At 60.3% G+C, this 21,863-nt stretch carries 18 protein-coding genes, 1 tRNA gene and 1 pseudogene; 15 read left to right on the top strand and 5 right to left on the bottom strand.

Features of this window, described 5'->3' with window-relative positions:
- Positions 1 to 348 precede the first annotated feature (348 nt).
- Entirely contained in the window at positions 349 to 1,443 is a 1,095-nt protein-coding gene (aroC, locus tag BLU39_RS02495; RefSeq protein WP_092709199.1) for a chorismate synthase, read from the top strand.
- Between the two features lie 198 nt (positions 1,444 to 1,641).
- On the opposite strand, the gene BLU39_RS02490 is transcribed toward aroC, so the two are convergent.
- Both BLU39_RS02490 and BLU39_RS02485 read right to left on the bottom strand, forming a co-directional pair.
- The gene (locus BLU39_RS02490) at positions 1,642 to 3,138 is read right to left on the bottom strand and encodes an HDOD domain-containing protein (RefSeq protein WP_092709196.1); all 1,497 of its coding nucleotides are present in this window, start codon (positions 3,136 to 3,138) and stop codon (positions 1,642 to 1,644) included.
- The gene (locus tag BLU39_RS02485; protein ID WP_092709887.1) at positions 3,135 to 4,874 is read right to left on the bottom strand and encodes a putative bifunctional diguanylate cyclase/phosphodiesterase; all 1,740 of its coding nucleotides are present in this window, start codon (positions 4,872 to 4,874) and stop codon (positions 3,135 to 3,137) included. Before BLU39_RS02485 ends, BLU39_RS02490 begins: the two co-directional genes overlap by 4 nt.
- Positions 4,875 to 5,270: 396 nt before the next feature.
- On the opposite strand from BLU39_RS02485, the gene BLU39_RS02480 reads away from it, so the two are divergent.
- From BLU39_RS02480 to BLU39_RS02465, 4 genes are all read left to right on the top strand, one after another.
- Positions 5,271 to 6,953 (top strand): isovaleryl-CoA dehydrogenase, encoded by a 1,683-nt coding sequence (locus tag BLU39_RS02480; protein WP_092709193.1) that lies wholly within the window; start codon positions 5,271 to 5,273, stop codon positions 6,951 to 6,953.
- A 144-nt stretch (positions 6,954 to 7,097) separates the two neighbouring features.
- On the top strand, positions 7,098 to 7,748 hold the full coding sequence (gene upp / locus BLU39_RS02475) for a uracil phosphoribosyltransferase (RefSeq protein WP_046682928.1): 651 nt from the start codon (positions 7,098 to 7,100) through the stop codon (positions 7,746 to 7,748).
- Positions 7,749 to 7,770: 22 nt separating this feature from the next.
- Positions 7,771 to 8,133 (top strand): Hpt domain-containing protein, encoded by a 363-nt coding sequence (locus BLU39_RS02470; protein ID WP_092709185.1) that lies wholly within the window; start codon positions 7,771 to 7,773, stop codon positions 8,131 to 8,133.
- Between the two features lie 298 nt (positions 8,134 to 8,431).
- Complete coding sequence (locus tag BLU39_RS02465; RefSeq protein WP_010398811.1) at positions 8,432 to 8,635, top strand: cold-shock protein; 204 nt, start codon at positions 8,432 to 8,434, stop codon at positions 8,633 to 8,635.
- 282 nt (positions 8,636 to 8,917) lie between these two features.
- Here the strand turns inward: BLU39_RS02465 and BLU39_RS02460 are convergent, their stop codons facing one another.
- Positions 8,918 to 9,829 (bottom strand): LysR family transcriptional regulator, encoded by a 912-nt coding sequence (locus tag BLU39_RS02460; protein ID WP_092709182.1) that lies wholly within the window; start codon positions 9,827 to 9,829, stop codon positions 8,918 to 8,920.
- Positions 9,830 to 10,044: 215 nt separating this feature from the next.
- On the opposite strand from BLU39_RS02460, the gene aceB reads away from it, so the two are divergent.
- The gene (aceB, locus tag BLU39_RS02455; RefSeq protein WP_092709179.1) at positions 10,045 to 11,643 is read left to right on the top strand and encodes a malate synthase A; all 1,599 of its coding nucleotides are present in this window, start codon (positions 10,045 to 10,047) and stop codon (positions 11,641 to 11,643) included.
- 82 nt (positions 11,644 to 11,725) lie between these two features.
- Here aceB and gloB read toward each other — a convergent pair whose 3' ends face one another.
- Entirely contained in the window at positions 11,726 to 12,535 is an 810-nt protein-coding gene (gloB, locus tag BLU39_RS02450; RefSeq protein ID WP_092709176.1) for a hydroxyacylglutathione hydrolase, read from the bottom strand.
- Between the two features lie 19 nt (positions 12,536 to 12,554).
- Here gloB and BLU39_RS02445 point away from each other — a divergent pair, with 19 nt between their 5' ends.
- The 4 genes from BLU39_RS02445 (at position 12,555) to BLU39_RS02430 (ending at position 14,837) form a co-directional block, all read left to right on the top strand.
- Positions 12,555 to 13,331 (top strand): class I SAM-dependent methyltransferase, encoded by a 777-nt coding sequence (locus BLU39_RS02445; RefSeq protein ID WP_092709173.1) that lies wholly within the window; start codon positions 12,555 to 12,557, stop codon positions 13,329 to 13,331.
- Positions 13,324 to 13,761, top strand: a complete 438-nt coding sequence (gene rnhA, locus BLU39_RS02440) for a ribonuclease HI (protein WP_034755581.1) — start codon at positions 13,324 to 13,326, stop codon at positions 13,759 to 13,761. Before BLU39_RS02445 ends, rnhA begins: the two co-directional genes overlap by 8 nt.
- A 202-nt stretch (positions 13,762 to 13,963) precedes the next feature.
- On the top strand, positions 13,964 to 14,680 hold the full coding sequence (gene dnaQ / locus BLU39_RS02435; RefSeq protein ID WP_092709170.1) for a DNA polymerase III subunit epsilon: 717 nt from the start codon (positions 13,964 to 13,966) through the stop codon (positions 14,678 to 14,680).
- 82 nt (positions 14,681 to 14,762) lie between these two features.
- Positions 14,763 to 14,837, top strand: a tRNA-Val gene (locus tag BLU39_RS02430).
- Between the two features lie 501 nt (positions 14,838 to 15,338).
- Here the strand turns inward: BLU39_RS02430 and BLU39_RS02425 are convergent.
- Positions 15,339 to 16,901, bottom strand: a complete 1,563-nt coding sequence (locus tag BLU39_RS02425; protein WP_092709167.1) for a hypothetical protein — start codon at positions 16,899 to 16,901, stop codon at positions 15,339 to 15,341.
- A gap of 137 nt (positions 16,902 to 17,038) precedes the next feature.
- On the opposite strand from BLU39_RS02425, the gene BLU39_RS02420 reads away from it, so the two are divergent.
- The 5 genes and pseudogenes from BLU39_RS02420 to BLU39_RS02400 all read left to right on the top strand — a co-directional run bounded on the left by BLU39_RS02420 (position 17,039) and on the right by BLU39_RS02400 (position 21,807).
- Entirely contained in the window at positions 17,039 to 17,761 is a 723-nt protein-coding gene (locus tag BLU39_RS02420) for an NAD(P)/FAD-dependent oxidoreductase (protein WP_092709164.1), read from the top strand.
- A gap of 162 nt (positions 17,762 to 17,923) precedes the next feature.
- Positions 17,924 to 18,103 (top strand): helix-turn-helix domain-containing protein, encoded by a 180-nt coding sequence (locus BLU39_RS02415; protein WP_092709161.1) that lies wholly within the window; start codon positions 17,924 to 17,926, stop codon positions 18,101 to 18,103.
- Positions 18,104 to 18,126: 23 nt separating this feature from the next.
- Positions 18,127 to 18,912 (top strand): annotated as a pseudogene (locus BLU39_RS02410) (IS5 family transposase).
- A gap of 117 nt (positions 18,913 to 19,029) precedes the next feature.
- The gene (locus BLU39_RS02405; protein ID WP_092709158.1) at positions 19,030 to 19,260 is read left to right on the top strand and encodes a hypothetical protein; all 231 of its coding nucleotides are present in this window, start codon (positions 19,030 to 19,032) and stop codon (positions 19,258 to 19,260) included.
- A 315-nt stretch (positions 19,261 to 19,575) separates the two neighbouring features.
- Positions 19,576 to 21,807: an NADP-dependent isocitrate dehydrogenase gene (locus BLU39_RS02400; RefSeq protein WP_092709884.1), complete on the top strand. Its 2,232-nt coding sequence runs from the start codon at positions 19,576 to 19,578 to the stop codon at positions 21,805 to 21,807.
- Positions 21,808 to 21,863: the final 56 nt, after the last annotated feature.

Raw genomic sequence — 21,863 nt, 5'->3', positions numbered from 1 at the left:
GTTGCGTTGCCTCGCCGTACTTGCGTACTGTCTTCGGCAACGACGCCTAGCCCTGGGCATTTGTGACGTGCTCTCGGCGCAGCCCTCAACCAGTATTTTGTGGCGCGCTTTGATCCAAGTATATAGCTATTTAATAAGCAAAATGTTTTTTTAAATCTATTCTGTGGAGCAATATTTCTTGTTTTGCATTATTGCAACTCATATTTGGTGTTTTTGTGTGAAAAAATACACGGGATTTAAAAATGGCGATTTGGGTGGGGCAATATCGGGCCTGGGCGCGGCATTAGCGGCATGGCATGCCCCGCAGGCTGGTAGAATTGAGTTTTCCAGTCCTCACACTTCCTACTTATGTCCGGCAATTCTTTTGGCAAGCTGTTTACTGTTACCACTTTCGGCGAATCGCATGGTCCGGCCATCGGCTGCGTGATCGATGGCTGTCCGCCTGGGTTGATCCTGTCGGAAGCCGATATCCAGCCCGAACTGGACCGCCGCAAGCCGGGCACGTCGCGCCACGTGACGCAGCGCCAGGAATCCGATACGGTGGAAATCCTCTCCGGCGTGTACCAGGGCGTGACGACGGGTACGCCCATCGCGCTGCTGATCCGCAATGAAGACCAGCGCAGCAAGGATTACGGCAATATCGCGGAAAGCTTCCGTCCCGGCCACGCCGACTACACCTACTGGCACAAATACGGCGTGCGCGACCCGCGCGGCGGCGGGCGCTCGTCGGCGCGCCTGACGGCGCCCGTCGTGGGCGCGGCGGCGATCGCCAAGAAATGGCTGCTGCAGCAGTACGGCACCACGTTCAAGGGCTGCATGAGCCAGCTGGGCGACATTCCCGTGCCGTTCCAGTCCTGGGAACACGTGCATGCGAACCCGTTCTTTGCGGCCAGCGATGACGCGGACCTGATCGCGCGCATGGAAGATGCCATGGACCAGTTGCGCCGCGACGGCGATTCCATCGGCGCGCGCATCGACGTGATCGCGCAAAACGTGCCCGTCGGCCTGGGCCAGCCCATCTACGACAAGCTTGACGCCGACATCGCCTATGCGATGATGGGCATCAATGCGGTGAAAGGCGTGGAAATCGGCGCCGGTTTCGATTCGGTGGCGCAAAAAGGCTCCGAGCACGGCGACGAACTGACGCCGGAAGGCTTTATCGGCAATAACGCCGGCGGCGTACTGGGCGGCGTTTCGACGGGGCAGGATATCAGCGTGTCGATCGCCATCAAGCCGACCTCGTCGATCCGCACGCCGCGCCGCTCGATCGATAAAGAAGGCAATCCCGTGATGGTGGAAACGTTCGGCCGCCACGACCCCTGCGTGGGCATCCGCGCGACGCCGATCGCCGAAGCCATGCTGGCGCTGGTGCTGATCGACCACGCCCTGATGCACCGCGCGCAATGCGGCGATGTGTCGGTGAGTACGCCGAAGTTGAAGTAAATTGAAATGTTGTCGGATGACGGGCCTGCGGCCCTGATCCGACCCACGGCCCATGTCATGCGTTGCGGTGATGTCGGGTTACGCCATTCTGGCTAACCCGACCTACGCGTCTGATCAAGGCTCATGTCATGCGTTGCGTGTAGGTCGGATTAGCGGGCATCGCCCCGCGTAATCCGACAACATCGTTGGCGCTTCCTGTTACGCCACCTTGTTCGCCACCAGCTCCAGCTGGTGCCGCATCTCCACCGACTGCACCAGCAAAGCCCGGATATCGTTGATCAGGTTGAACTCCGTCTGATTCAATTGGATCGGCGGGAAGCTGTCGTCCCAGTCGCCATATAAAAATCCCGTGGGGTGGCCATTGGCCGACAGGGGCAGCACGACGAAGCTGCGCGCTTCCGACAAGGTCGCTTTCCACCATTGCGGCAGCTTGGCGGCAAATTTCGGGTCGCGCGCATTGTCGATGAAGATCACGCGGTCGCTATTGAGGGCCGCGTGGAAGACGTTCGGTTCATACGCGTCGCCAAACACCATCAAATCCTGCAGGTCGGCCATGCCTTCGCCCATGCTGATGCGCGCCGAATACAGATGATCCCTGTGGTTGCGCACGAAGGCCACCGAGCGCGAAAAATCAAAGCCCTGGTGCAGCGTTTCGAGCGCCATCGAGACCATCTGGCCCGGACTGGCGCTGCCGATGGCGCCGCGCAGGTCGGCCAGGCCGCCGATCAATACGCGGTTGCCTTCGGCGCGCATGCGCGTCGACGCCAGCTGGCGCGCGCGCCGCTCGGCCGGTTTCGACAGGGGCGCGATCGACAGGTCGGCCGCCGCCATCGCCTTGGCCTTGTCCACGGCCACCACGAGGTCGGTCGCCGCGACGCCCAGGGTGCCCGCATAATCGTCGATCAGCGCGTGCACCTGCGCCGCGCCGGCCGCATCGTCGTGCCACAGCGAGTCGGCGCAGCGCGCCGCCATCGTCGACAGGCCCGCCATCCAGTCGGCGCCGCTGACGGGCGCGTTGTCTGGCGACGGTTCCATCGGACGCATGCCGTTGATCAGGTGCTGCGGCAGGCCCCAGTGGGCCGCCGTGGCATAGCCCACTTCCGGCAGCGACAGGCCGAGGATTTCGCGCGCGGCGGCCGCCTCGTTGCCGGGACCCGCATGCGCCTGCATGCGCGCCCAGAAATCCGTCATGTAGAACGTCACCATCATGCGGCCCAGGGTGTGCAGCATCGAGCAGACGACGGCCTGCTCCGCCTGCAGGCTGCCGGCGCTGGTGGCCACCTGCTGCGCCACCATCCCGGCCAGCACGGCCTTTTCCATTTCCACGTGGGCGCTGACGGAGTCGGGCGACGCCTGCGACAGCTCTTCGATCAGTTTCAGCCCCAGCGCCAGATGGCCGATGGCGTCGATGCCCAGCACCAGCACGGCCTTCGATACCGTGTTGACGCGCTGGCCGAAGGCCGAATACATGCCGCTGTTGGCCAGCCGCAGCACCTTGTGCGTGAGGACAGGGTCGGACAGCACCGTTTGCGTGATGTCGAATTCGTGGTCGTCCTCGCCGCGCATGGCACCGAGGATGGCGCTGATGGCTTTCGCGAAGCCTGGCATGTCGCCCTGCTGGCGCGTGCGCGCCCACAACAGGTCGAGGGTGTTTTTGCCGAGCTGTGTCGGTACCGTGAAATGACCTGGATTCATTGCACCCCTCCGCGCGGTTCATTGGCAGACGGCACAGGCACCAGCGCCGCATAGGTTTTGTCGCTCAAGGCCGATAGCGCGGCGTGGGCCGGCATCGGTTTGCCCGTCAGGTAGCCTTGCACGTACTGGCAGCCGCGCGATTCGATGAAGTGCATCTGCTCCTCGGTCTCCACGCCCTCGGCCACCACGGACAGGTTCAAATGCTTGGCCAGGTCGAGAATGGTGTTGCAGATGGCCGCATCCTTGCTCGATGCGGGCAAGTCCTTGATGAAGGTGCGGTCGATCTTCAGCACGGAAATGGGGAAGCGCTTCAGATACGCGAGCGAGGAGTAGCCGGTGCCGAAATCGTCGATGGCGATGCGCGCGCGGCGCTCCGTCATCTTGACGAGGATGGTTTCCGCATGCACGGGGTCGATCATCAAGGTGCCTTCCGTGATTTCCAGCACCAAGTGTTCGCCGGAGAGCCCCGAAAACGCGATGGCGTCATCGAGCACGTCGAGGAATTTGTCGTTGCGGAACTGGCGCGGGCTGATGTTGACGGAAATGTACAGCGGCCGCTTGGCCACTTCCTGGAACTGCTTGAGCTGCACGCAGGCCGCCTTCAGCGCCCAGGCGCCCAGCAGGTTGATCAGGCCATTGGCTTCGGCAATCGGGATGAAGCGCACGGGCGGCACCAGGCCCAGGGTCGGGTGCTTCCAGCGCATCAGGGTTTCGAAGCCTTGGATTTGCCGCGTGTGCGCATCGACGATGGGCTGGTAAAAGAGCAGGAATTCGCCTTCGCGCACGGCCTGGAACATGGCCGCTTCCAGCGAGATGTCGTGTTCCGACGGGCCGTTCAAGCGCGGGCTGTAGACCAGGCAGCGGGCCTTGCCCGTTTCCTTGGCGCGCGACATGGCCGCATCGGCCAGCGCCACCAGGCGCACTTCATCTTCCGCATGCAGCGGATAGATCGACACGCCCACTGACGCCCCCACGTAGATTGTGTGGCCATCGACTTCGAACGGCGCCTGCAGGGTGGCCAGCAGGCGGCCCGTCACCAGCTTGATCTGCGCGTCCGTGGCGCTGCCGGGCAGCACGGCGACGAATTCATCGCCGCCCACGCGCGCCAGGGTGTCGCTGTCGCGCAGGGTCTTGCGCAGGCGCGCCGCGGCCAGGCGCAGCACGGCGTCGCCGACGGGGTGGCCCAGGCCATCGTTGACCTTCTTGAAACCATCGAGACCGATGGTGGCGACGGAAAAGCCCTGGCCCGAACGGGCGGCCTGGGCGATCACCATGCGGATGCGGTCCGACAGCAGCAAGCGGTTCGGCAAGCCCGTGAGCGCATCGTGCGTGGCCATGTGGCGCAGCCGTTCTTCCGTGTTGTGCTGGGCCGACGTATCGCGCCCGACCACCAGCAGTTCGGCCACGCCGGCCGCGTTCATATAGGAAGACAGGCGCAGTTCGAACCAGATTTCCTGGTCGGGCGCTTGCAGGCGCACTTCCAGGCGGCCCGGCTCTTCCAGCGCGTCTTCCAGCGCCGCCTGCAGTGCCGCGCGCGACGCTTCGGCGGCCAGCGGCAGCAGCAAGTGGCCGGTCAGGCCCGATGGCGCGGCAAACAGGGTGGCAGCGCGCTTGCTGGCGAACAGGATCAAGCCGTCCGTATCGAGCCGGAACACGACGTCGCCTGCCTCTTCCATGAGGTTGTCCAACTCGTGGCGGGCCTCGCGGTGGGCGGCGGATGGGGTACTGGAAAACATCGTGCTGGCTTTTACCTTTTTATTATCAGTGCCGGCGCTCGCTGCAGGGCAGGGCGCCGACGGAAAGAGTGCGTCGTGCGTGACGCGCGCCATAGTGGCCGAAAGGGCGGCTATCGGAACGCGATCCACACGAAATGTATCATTGAAAAGCACCCGATTACATGAAATAGAGCAACATTGCTTCAGGTTTTGTAAATATTCCTGCCTTCCATGAAAAAAAACATGTTGTGCGACACACACAGACATTTTCATTCCACATAGAAACATTTATCTGCGCTTGCTTCCACTGGCGCGCTTGCCCCGCCATGCGCTTTGCGCTAGTCTGGCTGGCAGACGTTGTTGACGGTGCGTCCACGGCAGACAGGGCGCCATGATAACAAATCGCGGGAGACCCCCATGAATGCTTTTGACACGCATGAAGTTTTCAACCAGGCCACGCCGTTCGAGAACGTCAATCTGTTCGCCTGCGATCCGGCGCTGATCGAAGCGCTGCTGCGCGAGGGTGGCGGCGCGGCGCTGCAGGAGCTCGACGCGCTGGGCGAGAAGCTGGGCCGCGCCGAAACCTACGCGCTGGCGCGCCTGGCCAATATCCACACGCCCGAGCTGCAGCAGTTCGACCGGGCCGGGCGCCGCATCGACGAAGTGCTGTTCCATCCGGCCTGGCATGAGCTGATGGCCATCCTCGTGGGCGCCGGTGCGCACGCTTCGCCGTGGGCCGCGCCCGGTCCCGGCGCCCAGGTGGCGCGCGCGGCCGCCTATCTATTAGTGGGGCAGGTGGAAAACGGCACGCAGTGTCCCGTGACGATGACGTATGCCTCGGTGCCGGCCTTGCGCCAGGCGCACGATCTGCCGCAGATCGCGCAGCGCTGGCTGCCGAAAATCCTGTCGCGCGACTACGACCCCCGTTCCCTGCCCGTGGAGCAGAAACGGGGCGCCCTGGTCGGCATGGGCATGACGGAAAAGCAGGGCGGCTCGGACGTGCGCAGCAACACCACGCGCGCCGTGCCCGTGCCGCCGGACGAGGCCCAAGCCCTGTTCGGCGACGAGGCTGGCGGCGCCTGGCGCATCGTCGGCCACAAATGGTTTTTTTCGGCGCCCCAGTGCGACGCCCATCTGATCCTGGCCCAGGCGGATGAAGGGGGATTGTCGTGCTTCTTTTTGCCCCGCTACCTGCCCGACGGCAGCCGCAACGCCATCCGCGTGCAGCGCCTGAAGGATAAATTGGGCAACCGCTCGAATGCCTCGTCGGAAGTGGAATTCACCCATGCCTACGGCTGGCTCTTGGGGCAGCCGGGGCGGGGCATACCCACGATACTGGAAATGGCCAGCCACACGCGCCTCGATTGCGTGCTGGGCAGCACCGGCATCATGCGCGCCGCCTTGAGCCAGGCGCTGCACCATGCGCGCCAGCGGGCCGTGTTCGGCAAGCCGCTGGCCGAGCAGCCGCTGATGCAAAACGTGCTGGCCGACCTGGCGCTCGAATCGGAAGCGGCCACGGCCTTCGCGCTGCGCCTGGCCCGCTGCTTCGATGAAAAGGACGACCCGCGGCAAGCGATGCTGGCGCGCGTGCTCACGCCGGCCGGCAAATACTGGATCTGCAAGCGTGGTCCCGGCTTCGGCTTTGAGGCGATGGAGGTGCTGGGTGGCACCGGCTATGTGGAAGAGGCGCCGCTGGCGCGTTTGTACCGCGAACTGCCCGTCAACTCGATCTGGGAAGGCTCGGGCAACGTCATGTGCCTCGACGTCTTGCGCGCCTTCGGCAAGTCGCCGGCCGCGCGCGATGCCCTCGCGGCCGAGCTGGCGCTGGCTGGCGATGATGCTGCTGTCTTTGCCGATTATCGCGCGCGGCTGCTGGCCGACCTGGACGGGCTGCAAACGGATGAGTTTGGTGCCCGGCAATTATCTGAACGCATCGTGTTGGCCGTGCAGGCGGCCTTGCTGCTGCGCCATGCGCCACCGTTTGTCGCGCAAGCGTTCCTGGAGTCGCGGCTGGTGCAGGCGCCGGGTGGCGCATATGGCCGCTTGCCCGCCGGCACCGATTGCGTGGCCATCCTCGCGCGCGCCCTGCGCGAGTATTGACGTCAATAATGCCGATTATTTCGAAAATTCCGGCCACAGGCGGGCTGCGGGCTGGGATAATGCTGTAATCCATGATTTTATCGACACACTGCGCGTTCGCGGCCACGCTTGCCGCCGCGCCAGAGAGCAGAGAAAGAAAAACAAATGAAACAAGATCCACGCTTCCCGAATTTGTTCATTACCGATCACCCTTTGATCCAGCACAAACTGAGCCACATGCGCGAGCACGACACGTCGACGCGCACCTTCCGTGAGTTGCTCAAGGAAATCACTTTGCTGATGGGCTATGAAATCACGCGCGACCTGCCGCTGACGACGCGCGAAATCAAGACCCCGCTGGTCACCATCGACGCGCCCGTTATTGCAGGCAAGAAACTGGCTATCGTGCCCATCCTGCGCGCCGGCATCGGCATGAGCGACGGTTTGCTGAACCTGGTGCCATCGGCCCGCGTGGGCCACATCGGCGTGTACCGCGACCCGGCCACCCACATGCCCGTGGAATATCTGGTGCGCCTGCCGGACCTGAACGAGCGCACCTTTATCCTGTGCGACCCGATGGTGGCGACCGGCAATTCGGCCGTGTACGCCGTCGACGTGCTGAAAAAACGCGGCGTGACGGATGAGCAGATCATCTTCCTGGCCCTGGTGGCCGCACCGGAAGGCGTGACCGTGTTCCAGAACGCGCACCCGAACGTCAAGATGTTCTGCGCCGCGCTCGATTCGCACCTGGATGACCACGCCTACATCGTGCCGGGCCTGGGTGACGCCGGCGACCGTATTTTCGGCACCAAGTAAGCTGCGTCAGGTGAGTATCGCGATGGCAACCTTGATCGACCCGGATTTTCGCGCCCGTTTGCGCGCCCTGAATGAAAAATATGCGGCCGGTGTGCCGGCCCTGATGCAGGCGATCGCGCAGGCGCAAGAACGCTGCGACAGCGAAGGACCGCGCCTGGAGCCATTGACGGCATTGCACCGTGCCTTGCACGCGGTGGCCGGCTCGGCCGCCACCTTCGGCTTTGCCGCGCTGGGGCAGGAATGCCGGCGCATCGAGCAGCTGGTGCGCGTGCAGCTCAACGAGCCCGGACAGGTGCTGGCCGAGTGGCCGGCCCTGAGCGGGCAGGTGGGGGCGCTGTTGCGCTGGGCGGAGCACGATCCGGCCGCCACCCATTTCTGCGCCTGAGCGACTATTTTGCGTTCTTGTGGTTGCAATGATTCATTTGATGCAACGCAAAGCACCCGCGTCGAAGATTAGGATATAGTGTCTCCATGTCGCTGGTACAGGGCGCCGCAAGACGGGGATTTGGCTATTAAAGTAGTGTTCGTAAGTTTATTTTGCGAAAGAATGGTTTTTCTCAGTTTTGTTGGTATAATTGGGCATCGTTGGATTCGAGGTAGTAGTGCAGTTTGTCTGTCATTTCTTTCTTGCTTCAAACGATATAACGGGCGCAAGCCCAACTTAACTGAAATAGGAAATTGTAATGGCAACTGGCATCGTAAAATGGTTCAATGATTCGAAGGGTTTCGGCTTTATTACCCCTGACGAAGGCGGCGAAGATCTGTTCGCTCACTTCTCGGCTATCCAGTCGAACGGCTTCAAGTCCCTGCAAGAGAACCAACGCGTTTCTTTTGAAGTGACCGCTGGCCCTAAAGGCAAGCAAGCTTCGAACATTCAGCCAATCTAATACGCTGGATCAAACGAAATAAAGAAATCCTCGGTCTCCGGGGATTTTTTTTCGCCTGAATTTCTGTGAAGCATCGGTTTTGCGGGTGTTTTATGGGCTATGCGGCTCTTTTTGGCATGCTTTGCATCATCAGGTAGGTCGGCTTAGCGCTTGCGCGTAAGCCGACAAGAGTGGCGTTGGCAAGATGTATGGGCTGGTGTCGGCTTACGCTGCGCTAAGCCGACCTACGCCGACCTGCATCAGCCTGCATCAAACTGCGCTCTCCGGTCCGGCCGGCAGTGACTAGATTGCACGTTCGCGCCAGTAGTCGGGTTGCGAATACGAATGCCTTAAAAAATCCACAAACGCCCGTATGCGCAGGGGCAAGTGCCGGCGCTGGGCGAATACGGCATAAATGTCGTTGCCCGGAGCGGCGAACTGGTCCAGCACCGTCACCAGCTGTCCCGAGGCGATTTCGGCGCCCACTTCCCACATCGAGCGCCACGCCAGGCCCTTGCCGGCCAAGGCCCAATCGTGCAGCACTTCGCCGTCGTTGCACACCATATTGCCTGCCACCTTCAAAATGATGTTTTTGCCGTTTTCGCGGAAGGTCCAGCCCCGCTGGCTGCCTTCGCTGCTGATCGCCAGGCAATTGTGCTTGGCCAGGTCGGCCGGGATGCGTGGCGTGCCCGCCCGTTTCAGGTAGGCGGGCGAGCCGACGAGCACGCGCTGGTTGTCGGCCAGCTTGGTACTCACGAGCGAGGAGTCGGACAGGCTGGCGATGCGGATGGCGACGTCGATGCCTTCGCCGATCAAGTCGACGAGGCGGTCGTTCAGGTTCAGCGACACCGTCACGTCGCGGTGCTCGGCGACAAAAGAGGGGATCAAGGGCGCCACATGCTGGCGTCCGAAGCCGGCTGGCGCGGAAATGAGCAGATGGCCGCTGGCTTTCACGCTGCGTACTGCCACGGCCGCTTCCGCTTCCTCCAGTTCGCCCAGGATGCGCTGGCAATCTTCGAGGAAGGCGGCGCCTTCATTCGTCAAGGCCAGTTTGCGCGTCGTGCGCTGCAGCAATTTGACGCCCAGGCGCTGCTCCAGCGCATCGAGGCGCCGGCCTATCATGGCTGGTGCGATCCCTTCCGCGCGCGCGGCGGCCGACAGGCTGCCCTTGGCGACCACTTCCACGAACGTCGATATCTGTCTGAACTGCCCCATGCCGTGCTCCCGCGATGCCATCACTTGTGATAAAAACGCATAGATGAAGTGATTTTTAATCTCGTTTCCATGCCTTATAGTGCAATACTATAGAACAAACGCGCCGTCCTGCAGAGTGTTTTTGCGCCTCTGTCCAGCTTGTCCGCGCAGTCGTTCAGCTTATACTTGGATCATCAGATTACCTTTGCTTATATTTATTAAAAACGGAGAACTTCATGACGCAGAACACGATCGCACTTCCAGAAGGCATGCAAATCACGGGTGACATCCAGCCCGGCTACGAACAGATTTTGACGCCGGCCGCGCTGGCGCTGGTGGCCAAGCTGACGCGTGAATTCGAGCCGCGCCGCCAGCAATTGCTGGCCGTGCGCGTGGAGCGGGCCAAGCGCCTCGACGCGGGCGAGCGTCCTGATTTCCTGCCAGAAACCGCACACATCCGCGACGGCGACTGGAAGATCGCGCCGATCCCGAAGGCGCTGGAATGCCGCCGCGTGGAAATCACGGGCCCCGTCGAGCGCAAGATGGTCATCAATGCCTTCAATTCCGGCGCGGACAGCTACATGACGGACTTCGAGGATTCGAACACGCCGAACTGGGATAACCAGATCACGGGCCAGATCAATATGTTCGACGCCGTGCGCAAGACGATTTCGCTCGAGCAAAATGGCAAGTCGTACAAGCTGAACGACAAGATCGCGACCCTTGTCGTGCGTCCACGCGGCTGGCACCTCGATGAAAAGCACGTGCTGGTCGATGGCAAGCGCATTTCCGGCGGCATTTTCGATTTCGCCCTGTTCATGTTCCATAACGCCAAGGAGCAACTGGCGCGCGGCGCCGGCCCGTATTTCTACCTGCCGAAGATGGAATCGCACTTGGAAGCGCGATTGTGGAACGACATCTTCGTCATGACGCAAAACGAGCTGGGCTTGCCACAAGGCACGATCAAGGCGACCGTGCTGATCGAAACCATTCTGGCGGCGTTTGAAATGGATGAAATCCTGTACGAGCTGAAAGAGCACAGTTCGGGCCTGAACGCGGGCCGCTGGGATTACATCTTCTCGTGCATCAAGAAATTCAAGCTGGACAAGGATTTCTGCCTGGCCGACCGCGCCAAGGTCACGATGACGGCGCCCTTCATGCGCGCCTACGCCTTGCTGCTGCTGAAAACCTGCCACAAACGGGGTGCGCCAGCCATCGGCGGCATGGCGGCTTTGATCCCGATCAAGAACGATCCGGAAAAGAACGACATCGCCATGGGCGGCGTGCGCAACGACAAGGCGCGCGACGCCACCGATGGCTACGACGGCGGCTGGGTGGCGCATCCGGGCCTGGTCGAGCTGGCCATGGGCGAGTTCACGAAAGTACTCGGTGACAAGCCGAACCAGATCGACAAGCAGCGTCCCGACATCGACGTGAAAGCGTCGGACTTGCTGAATTTCCAGCCGGAAGCGCCGATCACGGAAGCGGGCTTGCGCTACAACATCAACGTGGGCATCCACTACCTGGGCAGCTGGCTGGCCGGCAACGGTTGCGTGCCTATCCACAACCTGATGGAAGACGCGGCCACGGCCGAGATCAGCCGCTCGCAAGTGTGGCAGTGGATTCGTTCGAGCAAGGGCGTGCTGGAAGATGGCCGCAAGGTCACGGCCGAGATGGTGCGCGCCATGATTCCGGAAGAGCTGGCTAAGGTGCAGCGCGATGCGCCGGGCGGCAACGGTCCGACCTATGTGCGCGCCGGCCAGATTTTCGAGGAAATGTCGACGTCGGAATCGTTTGCCGAATTCCTGACCTTGCCGCTGTACGAAGAAATCTGATCCTGATCAACTAGCAGCGTAAAAAAATCCCGGCGATGCAAACACGCATCGGCCGGGATTTTTTTATTGGGGAAGGATCTGCTTAAAAACTATTCTTCCACATCCGTAGCGCGGCGAATGCTTCCACAGGCGAAGCATCGGTGGTCAGCTTGCCTTCCACCTTCAGGCTCGTCAAAATCGCCGGTTCGCGGTAGCGCAGGAAGGGATTCGTGGCCTTCTCAAGGGCGATGGTCGACGGCACGGTGGCTAAACCTTGCTGGCGCTTTTCCGTGTCGACGGCGATGCGTTCCTGCAGGGCCACATTGCCCGGTTCGACGGCGTTGGCAAAGCGCAAATTGGACAAGGTGTACTCATGCGCGCAAAATACCTCGGTATCGTCGGGCAGGGCGGCCAGCTTGCCCAGCGAATCTGCCATCTGGCCCGGCGTGCCTTCGAACAGGCGGCCGCAGCCGCCCGCAAACAGGGTGTCGCCGGAAAACAGCCATGGCGCTTCGCCTTGCTCGGTACGTTGTCGTACGTAGGCGATATGGCCTTTGGTATGGCCGGGCACGTCGATGACGGTCATCTGCAAGCCCAGTTCGGGCACATAGGCGACATCGCCTTCGGCAAGCGGTTCCGTGATGGCTGTGATAGCCTCATTGCGCGGGCCGAAGACGGGGACGGCGAAATGCTGCAACAATTCAGGCACGCCACCCGTGTGGTCGGCGTGGTGATGCGTGAGTAAAATGGCAGACAAGGTCAGCTGATGCGCCTTGAGCGCATCGAGGATGGCCATCGCGTCGCCGGGGTCGACCACGGCGGCATGGCGGCCATCATGGATCAGCCACAGGTAATTGTCGGCAAAGGCGGGCACGGCAAGTACCGATAAAGCGTGTTCAGGGGAGTGTGTCATGAGCAAAAGAGAAAACTGAATGGACAGTGCGGCATCCGAAAAATCCATTATAGCGCTTGACGGCTGGCTGCAGACGCCGGCCGGTCTGTACGTGCGCGCCTGGGAACAGCAATGCCTCGACAGCCTGACCGTCGACATCTTCGGTTACAACGCCGTGCAGATCGGTTTGCCCCAGATCGACGCGCTGGTCGCCAACCGCATGCCGAACAAATGGCTGCTCGATGCGCGCCTGCCTTCCCGTTCGCCGCAGGAGCGCCGTCCGACCCTCGTGTCGGCCTTCGACGAGCTGCCGTTCGATTCGCAAAGCCTGGACCTGGTGGTCTTGCCGCACGTACTTGAATTTGCCGCCGAGCCGCACCAGGTCTTGCGCGAAGTCGAGCGCGTGCTGATCCCGGAAGGGAGGGTGATCGTCTGCGGCTTCAATCCGGCCAGCCTGTGGGGCATGCGCCAGGGGGTAGGGCGGGTCACGGGCCGCCACTACCTGCCGCAGGCGGGCGAGCTGATCTCTATGCCACGCATGAAAGACTGGTTAAAATTGCTCAACATGGGCGTTAGCCAAAGCTACTTCGGCTGCTACGCACCTGCCTGCAGGACGGAAAAATGGCTGCGCCGCAACGCTTTTATGGACAAGGCGGGCGCGCGCTGGTGGCCATATCTGGGCGCAGTGTATATAGTGCAGGCGATCAAGCGCGTCAAAGGGATGCGTTTGATCGGTCCGGCGTGGACCAAGAAACCGGCGACGGCGCCCGCAGGCGCACCGGTCACGAATAAAAGGCGGGAACAGCAAGATGGATAAGGTTGAGATTTACGCCGATGGCGCATGCAAGGGCAATCCCGGCACAGGCGGCTGGGGCGCGCTGATGGTGGCCGATGGCGCCAAGAAAGAAATTTACGGCGGGGAACTGAATACGACAAATAACCGCATGGAATTGAAGGCCGTGATCGAAGCCTTGACGGCGCTCAAACGTCCGTGCCAGGTGGTGCTGTATACCGATAGCCAGTACGTCCAGAAGGGCATCAGCGAATGGATACACGGCTGGAAAGCGCGCGGCTGGAAAACCGCAGCCAAGGCGCCCGTAAAAAACGTCGATCTGTGGCAGGCGCTCGACATCGCCCAGGCCGTGCACGAAGTGGAATGGCGCTGGGTGCGCGGCCACAATGGCCATCCGGGCAATGAGCGGGCCGATCAGCTGGCCAACCTGGGCGTGGAAACCGTGCGCGCCTGAGAACGCCCAAGCAAACCTGCTGCGCGTCGCGCTTTGTGGCCTGTGATGCTCACCGTACCTGCGTACGGTTGCGCTTCTCGGCCGCAAATCACTGCCGCTCGCTCCGGTTTTCTTGGGCGTTCGAGCATGCCGTGGTGTAGTTACTGGGTGCAGGTTTGCTATACTGTGCCCTTCGCTTTTTGCTTTTAAGACTGAATTCACCATGCGTCAAATTGTTCTCGATACTGAAACCACCGGCCTGAACCCGCGCACGGGCGACCGCATCCTGGAGATCGGGGCGGTCGAGCTGAACAACCGCATGTTGACGGGGAATAATTTTCACCATTACATCAATCCCGAGCGCGATTCGGAAGAGGGCGCATTGGCCGTCCACGGATTGACGACGGAATTCCTCAGCGACAAGCCGAAATTCGCGGAAATCGCCGACGAGTTCCGTGCCTACATCGCCGGCGCCGAACTGATCATCCACAACGCCCCGTTCGACATCGGCTTCCTGAACGCGGAATTCAAGCGCCTGAACCTGCCGCCCGTGCACGAGCAAGTGGTTGGCGTGATCGACACCCTGGTGCAGGCGAAGGAAATGCACCCCGGCAAGCGCAATTCGCTCGACGCCTTGTGCGACCGCTACGGCGTCTCGAACGCCCACCGCAAGCTGCACGGCGCGCTGCTCGACTCGGAATTGCTGGCCGACGTCTACCTGGCCATGACGCGCGGGCAAAACAGCCTGAGCATGGAAGAAGAAGTGGAAGTGGCCGCCGACGGCGCCGTCCTGGAAATCGTGCCCTTGGCCGAAGTCATCTTCCAGAGCGCCACACCCGAGGAACTCGCCGCCCACGCAGCCACCATCGCCGGTCTCGACAAGGCCGCCAAAGGCCAGTGCATCTGGACCGCCGTCACGTCGCCGCCAGCGGCCGCCTGAGAAAAAAGCGGGGGCCTGGCAAATTTCCTCTTGCCAGCCCTTGCAGATGCCGCAACACCTATGCGATAATTCGCCTCGCTTCGGGAGGTTAGCTCAGGGGTAGAGCACTGCATTCACACTGCAGGGGTCGCAAGTTCGAAACTTGCACTTCCCACCAAAAATTTAGTTTGTATTCAATGACTTGGGATTTCCCATCTTGTCTGAATACGAACTTGGGGCAAACTTGGGGCAATGGGTTTTTCGTCCCATTCTCCAGCCCCAAACGATACGGCCGCTTCCTGCGGCCGTTTTCACGTCAACGGAGTCCACAAACTTAGCTTGCGGGCGGTTCCTCTCGACGGAATTGTTAAGCTAAACCAGCGCCAGACCTATTTGTTGCCAGCGGGGGCATTGCTGCGCCCTCCGCCGGATGGCTTGCCCGTTCCACTTGGCCACCCTCCGCCATTTCCTTGCCCACGGCTACCGCCAGCTGCGCCGCCACCTTTACTGCCACTGCCTTGGGAGCCACCACTACGGCCCCCGTTGTTGCCGCTACCTTTGCTCATTTTTATCTCCTTTCCGGATCACTGTAAGTTGCATCACTCTCCGGTAAAGTGATGCATTTCGAAAGCTTGGCCTAGGTGGGACACCCCATGAAAATCGGTGCGATCCAGTAGCACTAGATTTTTGCCAGGGCGTCGATTTCCCTGATAATCAACCGAGACTTCAGAGGTAGCATTGTGTGGGTCATCAGAGTCTTCGGGTCACGCTCCCACTGCGGGGTATAGCCTACCAATTTTGCGTAGTGCGCGGCGTTGCTGCCCAAGCCTTCGTAGAACCGCTCGAACAATTCCTCTTCCTTCCGCTCCGAAAGTACCCGATATTGCGATTTGCAGAATGCACACACCTGTATGTAGAAGGGTATAAATAATGGCCCCGCCGCGTACTTTGCCTGATCTAGTGCAGTATTGAAATGCGCGAGCGCAAGCCCGGCATCACCGAGAAACAAGGCATCTCGGGCTCGTGCCCATTCTTTGAGCCAGTTGGGGCCATTCGCTAACGTTGCGTGCGATGTCCCTTCGACGAACCTCCTATGTTCTTTTTCGTAAATTAGCTCCAGGCTGCTCGGAATGTCCATTGCAAGGCTCAATGAACCAGGTAGGGTCCTGATTCCGGCGAGCAGAGCTTGATAGCGGTTGGGCGCTTGCTGGGCGAAGACTTCGTGGCCAATGGGATAGTCGTTGAATAGCTGATCAAGCAAGTCGCTGCTAGGTATTGCGTGACTCTGATCAACCTGGCCGTGCGTCAGATGGCCTCTTGCGGGAGGCTCGAATGGCCCGTAATCCGCCACATGGACATTGAGGTTGTGAGCGATCATGGCCGCAAACGCATGAGTCGCGAATGCCTTTTCATGAATCGCCTTCGGCAGGTAGTAAGTCAGCGGTTGGAGGGTGGGGTAAAAAGTTTCCCACTTCATCCGGCTATACTTGCGTAGCCGCTCGATTACCTGTTTGGACCGAGTATTGACCCCCTGGGAGGTGAAGTCACGGGTCCATGCTTGTTCGTTGAGCGGTCCCTCTCGCTGAAATTCGTGGTACTGGTGAAGTTTATGCAGCGATGTACCGGTGATCTTGCAAGCAGCATCAGCGAATCCCTTCAAGGGCCACGGTTCATTCAGCGCCGCATCTGGCCAAGTATCGTCTGGTAACAACTCGCGGGTTAGAGTCCCCGTCAGCAAGCGAAGATCTTGACTGAGAAAACACTGATAACTGTACTTTTGACTCTGCGCATCGCAGGCGTACTCTCTGACAAACTCCCGGTAGTGGGCAAGCGCCGACATGTAAAAGCTGACCGCAAGTTCGGCTACACTCCAGCGGGCGTAACGCTCATTGAGCAACACTATGATGTATTGGCGTAATTCTATATACTCTTCGAGGGATTCAAAGTCGGTTTTGGATAGATGATTGACATAGCTTTGGATCGTTCTACTTTTTTTAACGCTCTGACTATCCTTTGGCGCGAACTGGGTAGTAACTGCGACCAAGTCGTCGAGGGATCCATACACGCCGTCCTCTTTTTTAATTGCATCGAAAGCTTGTCGCAACGCTGTACGCCGCTCTTGCTCGGTGGCCGTGACGTGGAAGGTGACGTCTTCGTTGTCGCTGTTCCATAGTCCCAGGCTATCGCATATGACCTTGTGCAGGTATCCTAGCGTCGGCAGTTGATTAGTAGCTGGTATCATGTTTTTCCTTGAAAAGAAGTCGTCTCTATTCTACGGAGTTGACTACTTATTGCTAGGTATCAAAATCGCGATCGCGGTGAACACCTTGAACTTCTAGCTCCACTGCCACTCGTCTATCCGCCTTAATTGCATCAAGAATGTATATGGAAATGGGGGAAGCGAGCGCCCTGGCCAGCCTTGGCGGCCTGGTCTTCGAGCAGTCGCCCGTGCTCGAGATCGTGCATGGCGGCACGCCGAGGCTGCGCCTGGAGCGGGGCAGCATCGTCGCCGACCAGGTTTTGCTGGCGGGCGACGTCAGCCACCGTCTGGAACGGCGCAAGCTGAGCGGCATGATCTTCCCGGCCGCGGGCGGCATCGTCGCCACGGAGCCGCTGGGGGCGCTGGCGCGGCAGCTGAATCCGCAAGACCTGGCCGTGTACGACAGCCGCTACGTCCTCGATTATTACCGCAGCACGGCCGATGGGCGACTGCTGTTCGGCGGCGGCGCCAATTATTCTGGTAAGGCATCGCGCGATATTGCGGCCGAGCTCAGGCCCTGTATCGAGCGTACCTTTCCACAATTGCGTGGCGTGGCAATCGACTTTCAATGGAGCTGCGACATGGGCATCGTGTTCAACCGCGTGCCCCAATTGGGCAAGCTGGCGCCGAACGTCTGGTATGCGCAGGGCTATTCCGGCCACGGACTGGCCACTTCGCATATCGTGGGCGAGGTGATGGCCGGCGCCATCGGCGGCACGATGGACAAGTTCGACGTCTTCCAGCGCCTCAGCCATGTGCGGGCGCCGGTCGGCGATTGGCTGGGGCGCCAGGTCCTGGCGCTGGGGATGTGGTATTTTCTGATGCTGGAGCGGCTGCGCTGAGCCAGGGGCCTCTTTAATTGGAGCAAGGTGTGGCGTCTTGCTTATTGCGCAGACAGCGTCTGCGCAATAAGCGGTCATCCCGGTCCGCTTCATGTCTGTGACACATTGCTCTTCAGCATACAAACAGTTCACCGCACGCAACGACGCACGGTTATTGAAAACATGGTCAACGAAACCCGCACTATCCAGTCCGTAGGGAGAACGATGGCTCTGCTGGAAACCATTTCCGCCGCAAACGGCGAATTAAGACTGACTGAACTCAGCGCAAAAATGGGCTTGGAGCGTCTAACAAAACCAATCCCAGCGAAACAAACGGCACTGATGCTGGTCAAACTCACCTGACATCATTTTCAGGAGCCGATCCCGTGATCAAAGCACTTCTTCCGGATGACCTGTGGGCGATGATCCAGCCTTTGCTGCCAGTACATCAGCCATCCCCCAAGGGGGCCTCCTCGCATTGACGACCGCGCCGCCTTGACTGGTGTTCTGTTCGTCCTCAAGACCGGCTTGCCCTGGGAATATCTGTCCCGTGAACTGGGCTGTGGCAGCGGCATGAGTTGCTGGCGGCGCCTGCACGCATGGCAACAGGCATGTCTGGCAACGCATCCACGAAGCCATGCCGCACCACTTGCGGGAGTACGATCAGATTCAATGGGAACGCGCCAGTATCGACTCGGCCAGCGTGCCATCCCCCCTCGGCGGACAGCATGCCGGCCCCAATCCTACCGACCGCGGCAAGCTCGGTTGCAAGCACCATCTGCTCGTCGATCAACGTCGATTGCCTCTGGTGGCGAGCATATCGGGGGCTCAGGTACATGATTCCCGGATGCCGATCCCGCTGCTCGAAGCTGCCCCATCCGTATCCGGGCTGGCGGGCCGGCCACGCAAACGTCCGGCCAAACTGCACGCCGACTAGGCCTATGCTTCACGTGCCCATCGGGCCTGGCTACGTGGCAGAGGCATTGCACCGCGCATTGCCCGCTACGGCATCGAATCGCGCGAGCGCCTGGGCAAATGGCGCTGGGTCGCAGAACGCACCCCGGGTTGGCTCCACCGTTTATCCGCTATGAACGTCGTGCCGATATCCACAGGCGTTTCTCTCGCTTGCCTGCGCACTCATCTGCTGGCGATACATTCAGAGGTTTTGTTAGACGCTCTTGATCGATATCAAGCCGACTGAAGATTTGCGGGAAAGTGGGGAAGGGACTGGCAGGCGTGCGCGAATAAAAAGACAATAACGCTAAATTGATTGGAAACCGGAGGGCGCCATGTCCGACATCATCGAACTGTTGCAATGGCCCGCCATGGCCGCCTCGCTGCTGGCGGCCTGGCTCGTGGGTTCGCGCGCGGCCGCGCGGCGCCTGGCCGGTTTCTGGGTTTTCCTGTTCAGCAATGTCCTGTGGGTCTGCTGGGGCTGGCAGGACGAGGCCTGGGCCCTGATCGCGCTGAACGCCTGCCTGGCCCTGACGAACGTGCGCGGCATCGTCAAAAACGAGTGAGTCGTACAGGATTTGTTCGAATATATGTATATTTAGTCATTTGTTTCCATGGGCGCATACATGACTTGTCAACCCGTTTGCGCTCATTTGCCTGCGTAAAACCGTGATATTCCCCCGTCTGCTTCAGATATTTGCTGTCTTATATAAGATTCGTCGCCATCGGATACACAAACAGCGGCAGGACAGTCTAAAATACGTGGTGGGCAAGCACGGCGTCACCGCCGGCACACTAGCCGTCCAAAGCAAGGCTAACCGTCCTGTGTTTGGAATGAAGAAAGTTAACCACCAGGCATCACCGCATACAAGGGAATGAACATGGCAACACAAAAATCCAAAATCATCTACACGCTGACTGACGAGGCGCCGCTGCTCGCGACGTATTCCCTGCTGCCAATCATCAAAAAATTCACCGCGCCGGCCGGCGTGGACGTGGTGTCCAGCGATATTTCGGTGGCGGCACGTGTACTGGCCGAATTTCCAGAATTCCTGACGGACGCGCAAAAAGTCCCGAATACCCTGGCTGAACTGGGCAAATTGACCCAGAATCCAGACACCAACATCATCAAGCTGCCGAACATCAGCGCCTCGCAAGGCCAGCTGATCGCTTGCGTGCGCGAATTGCAAGGCCGCGGCTATAAGCTGCCGGACTACCCGGAAGATGCGAAGACGGACGAAGAAAAAGCCTTGAAGGCCCGTTACGGCAAATGCATCGGCAGCTCCGTCAACCCGGTCCTGCGTGAAGGCAATTCCGACCGCCGCGCACCGAAGGCCGTCAAAGAGTATGCGCGCAAGCACCCGCACTCGATGGGCGAATGGAGCCAATCGTCGCAAACCCACGTGTCGCACATGCACCATGGCGACTTCTACCATGGCGAAAAATCGCTGACCCTGGAAAAGGCCCGCGACGTCAAGATGGAACTGGTCACGGCCTCGGGCAAGACCATCGTGCTGAAACCGAAGGTTTCCCTGCAAGCGGGCGAAATCATCGACAGCATGTTCATGAGCAAGAAAGCGCTGCTGGAGTTCTACGAGAAGGAAATCGACGACGCGTTCAAGACGGGCGTGATGTTCTCGCTGCACGTCAAGGCGACCATGATGAAGGTGTCGCACCCGATCGTCTTCGGCCACTGCGTGCGCATCTTCTACAAGGACGCGTTCGCCAAGCACGCCGAGCTGTTCGACAAGCTGGGCGTGAATGTCAACAATGGCATGAGCAACCTGTACGACAAGATCGACACCCTGCCGGCGTCGCAAAAGGATGAAATCCTCAAGGACCTGCACGCCTGCCACGCCCACCGTCCGGAACTGGCCATGGTCGATTCGGCCAAGGGCATCACCAACTTCCATTCGCCGAACGACATCATCGTCGACGCGTCGATGCCAGCCATGATCCGTATCGGCGGCAAGATGTGGGGCGCCGATGGCCGTCCGAAAGACGTCAAGGCAGTCATGCCGGAATCGACTTTCGCGCGCATCTACCAGGAAATGATTGGCTTTTGCAAATGGCATGGCAACTTCGATCCGAAGACCATGGGCACCGTGCCGAACGTGGGCCTGATGGCGCAGCAAGCGGAAGAATACGGTTCGCACGACAAGACGTTTGAAGTGCCTGAAGGCGGCACCGCCAACATCACGGACCTGGAAACGGGCGAAGTGCTGCTGACGCAAACGGTGGAAGAGGGCGATATCTGGCGCATGTGCCAGGTCAAGGACGCGCCGATCCGCGACTGGGTCAAGCTGGCCGTCACGCGCGCGCGCAACTCGGGCATGCCTGCCGTGTTCTGGCTCGATTCCTACCGTCCGCACGAGAACGAAGTCATCAAGAAGGTACAGGTTTACCTGAAGGATCACGACACCAAGGGCCTGGACATCCAGATCATGTCGCAAACGCGCGCCATGCGCTACACGCTGGAACGCGCCTTCCGCGGCCTGGACACCATCTCGGTGACCGGCAACATCCTGCGCGACTACCTGACCGATCTGTTCCCGATCCTGGAACTGGGCACGTCCGCCAAGATGCTGTCGATCGTGCCTTTGATGGCCGGTGGCGGCATGTACGAAACGGGCGCCGGCGGTTCGGCACCGAAACACGTCAAGCAGCTGGTGGAAGAAAACCATCTGCGCTGGGATTCGCTGGGCGAGTTCCTGGCCCTGGCCGTGTCGCTGGAAGACATGGGCATCAAGACGGGCAATGCGAAGGCCAAGATCCTTGCAAAAACCCTCGATGAAGCTACCGGCAAGCTGCTGGACAACAACAAGTCGCCATCGCCACGTACCGGCGAGCTGGACAACCGCGGCAGCCATTTCTACCTGGCCATGTACTGGGCGCAAGCCCTGGCGGCGCAGAAGGACGATGCGGAACTGGCGGCGCACTTTGCGCCAGTGGCCAAAGCCCTGGCCGACAACGAAGAAAAGATCGTTGCCGAGCTGAAAGCAGTACAAGGCAAGGAAACGGATATCGGCGGCTACTACCTGCCAGATCCGGCGAAGACGGAAGCGGTCATGCGTCCTAGCGCCAGCCTGAATGCGGTGCTCGACACCATCTGATGCAGTCCTGACAGGCAGTAAGTTTTTTACTGCTGCCTGATAAAAAAACGCCGCCG

It is taken from the genome of Janthinobacterium sp. OK676 (assembly GCF_900103595.1).
Lineage (GTDB): Bacteria > Pseudomonadota > Gammaproteobacteria > Burkholderiales > Burkholderiaceae_D > Janthinobacterium.
Note: the sequence above shows the minus strand (reverse complement) of the source record. Positions and strands in the feature narration are given on the sequence as shown.

Bases quoted from the DNA above. Each gene is read 5' to 3' on its own strand.
- aroC (WP_092709199.1), top strand. From the start codon at position 349: ATGTCCGGCAATTCTTTTGGCAAGCTGTTTACTGTTACCACTTTCGGC.
- BLU39_RS02490 (WP_092709196.1), bottom strand. From the start codon at position 3,138: ATGAATCCAGGTCATTTCACGGTACCGACACAGCTCGGCAAAAACACC.
- BLU39_RS02485 (WP_092709887.1), bottom strand. From the start codon at position 4,874: ATGTTTTCCAGTACCCCATCCGCCGCCCACCGCGAGGCCCGCCACGAG.
- BLU39_RS02480 (WP_092709193.1), top strand. From the start codon at position 5,271: ATGAATGCTTTTGACACGCATGAAGTTTTCAACCAGGCCACGCCGTTC.
- upp (WP_046682928.1), top strand. From the start codon at position 7,098: ATGAAACAAGATCCACGCTTCCCGAATTTGTTCATTACCGATCACCCT.
- BLU39_RS02470 (WP_092709185.1), top strand. From the start codon at position 7,771: ATGGCAACCTTGATCGACCCGGATTTTCGCGCCCGTTTGCGCGCCCTG.
- BLU39_RS02465 (WP_010398811.1), top strand. From the start codon at position 8,432: ATGGCAACTGGCATCGTAAAATGGTTCAATGATTCGAAGGGTTTCGGC.
- BLU39_RS02460 (WP_092709182.1), bottom strand. From the start codon at position 9,829: ATGGGGCAGTTCAGACAGATATCGACGTTCGTGGAAGTGGTCGCCAAG.
- aceB (WP_092709179.1), top strand. From the start codon at position 10,045: ATGACGCAGAACACGATCGCACTTCCAGAAGGCATGCAAATCACGGGT.
- gloB (WP_092709176.1), bottom strand. From the start codon at position 12,535: ATGACACACTCCCCTGAACACGCTTTATCGGTACTTGCCGTGCCCGCC.
- BLU39_RS02445 (WP_092709173.1), top strand. From the start codon at position 12,555: ATGGACAGTGCGGCATCCGAAAAATCCATTATAGCGCTTGACGGCTGG.
- rnhA (WP_034755581.1), top strand. From the start codon at position 13,324: ATGGATAAGGTTGAGATTTACGCCGATGGCGCATGCAAGGGCAATCCC.
- dnaQ (WP_092709170.1), top strand. From the start codon at position 13,964: ATGCGTCAAATTGTTCTCGATACTGAAACCACCGGCCTGAACCCGCGC.
- BLU39_RS02425 (WP_092709167.1), bottom strand. From the start codon at position 16,901: ATGATACCAGCTACTAATCAACTGCCGACGCTAGGATACCTGCACAAG.
- BLU39_RS02420 (WP_092709164.1), top strand. From the start codon at position 17,039: ATGTATATGGAAATGGGGGAAGCGAGCGCCCTGGCCAGCCTTGGCGGC.
- BLU39_RS02415 (WP_092709161.1), top strand. From the start codon at position 17,924: ATGGTCAACGAAACCCGCACTATCCAGTCCGTAGGGAGAACGATGGCT.
- BLU39_RS02405 (WP_092709158.1), top strand. From the start codon at position 19,030: ATGTCCGACATCATCGAACTGTTGCAATGGCCCGCCATGGCCGCCTCG.
- BLU39_RS02400 (WP_092709884.1), top strand. From the start codon at position 19,576: ATGGCAACACAAAAATCCAAAATCATCTACACGCTGACTGACGAGGCG.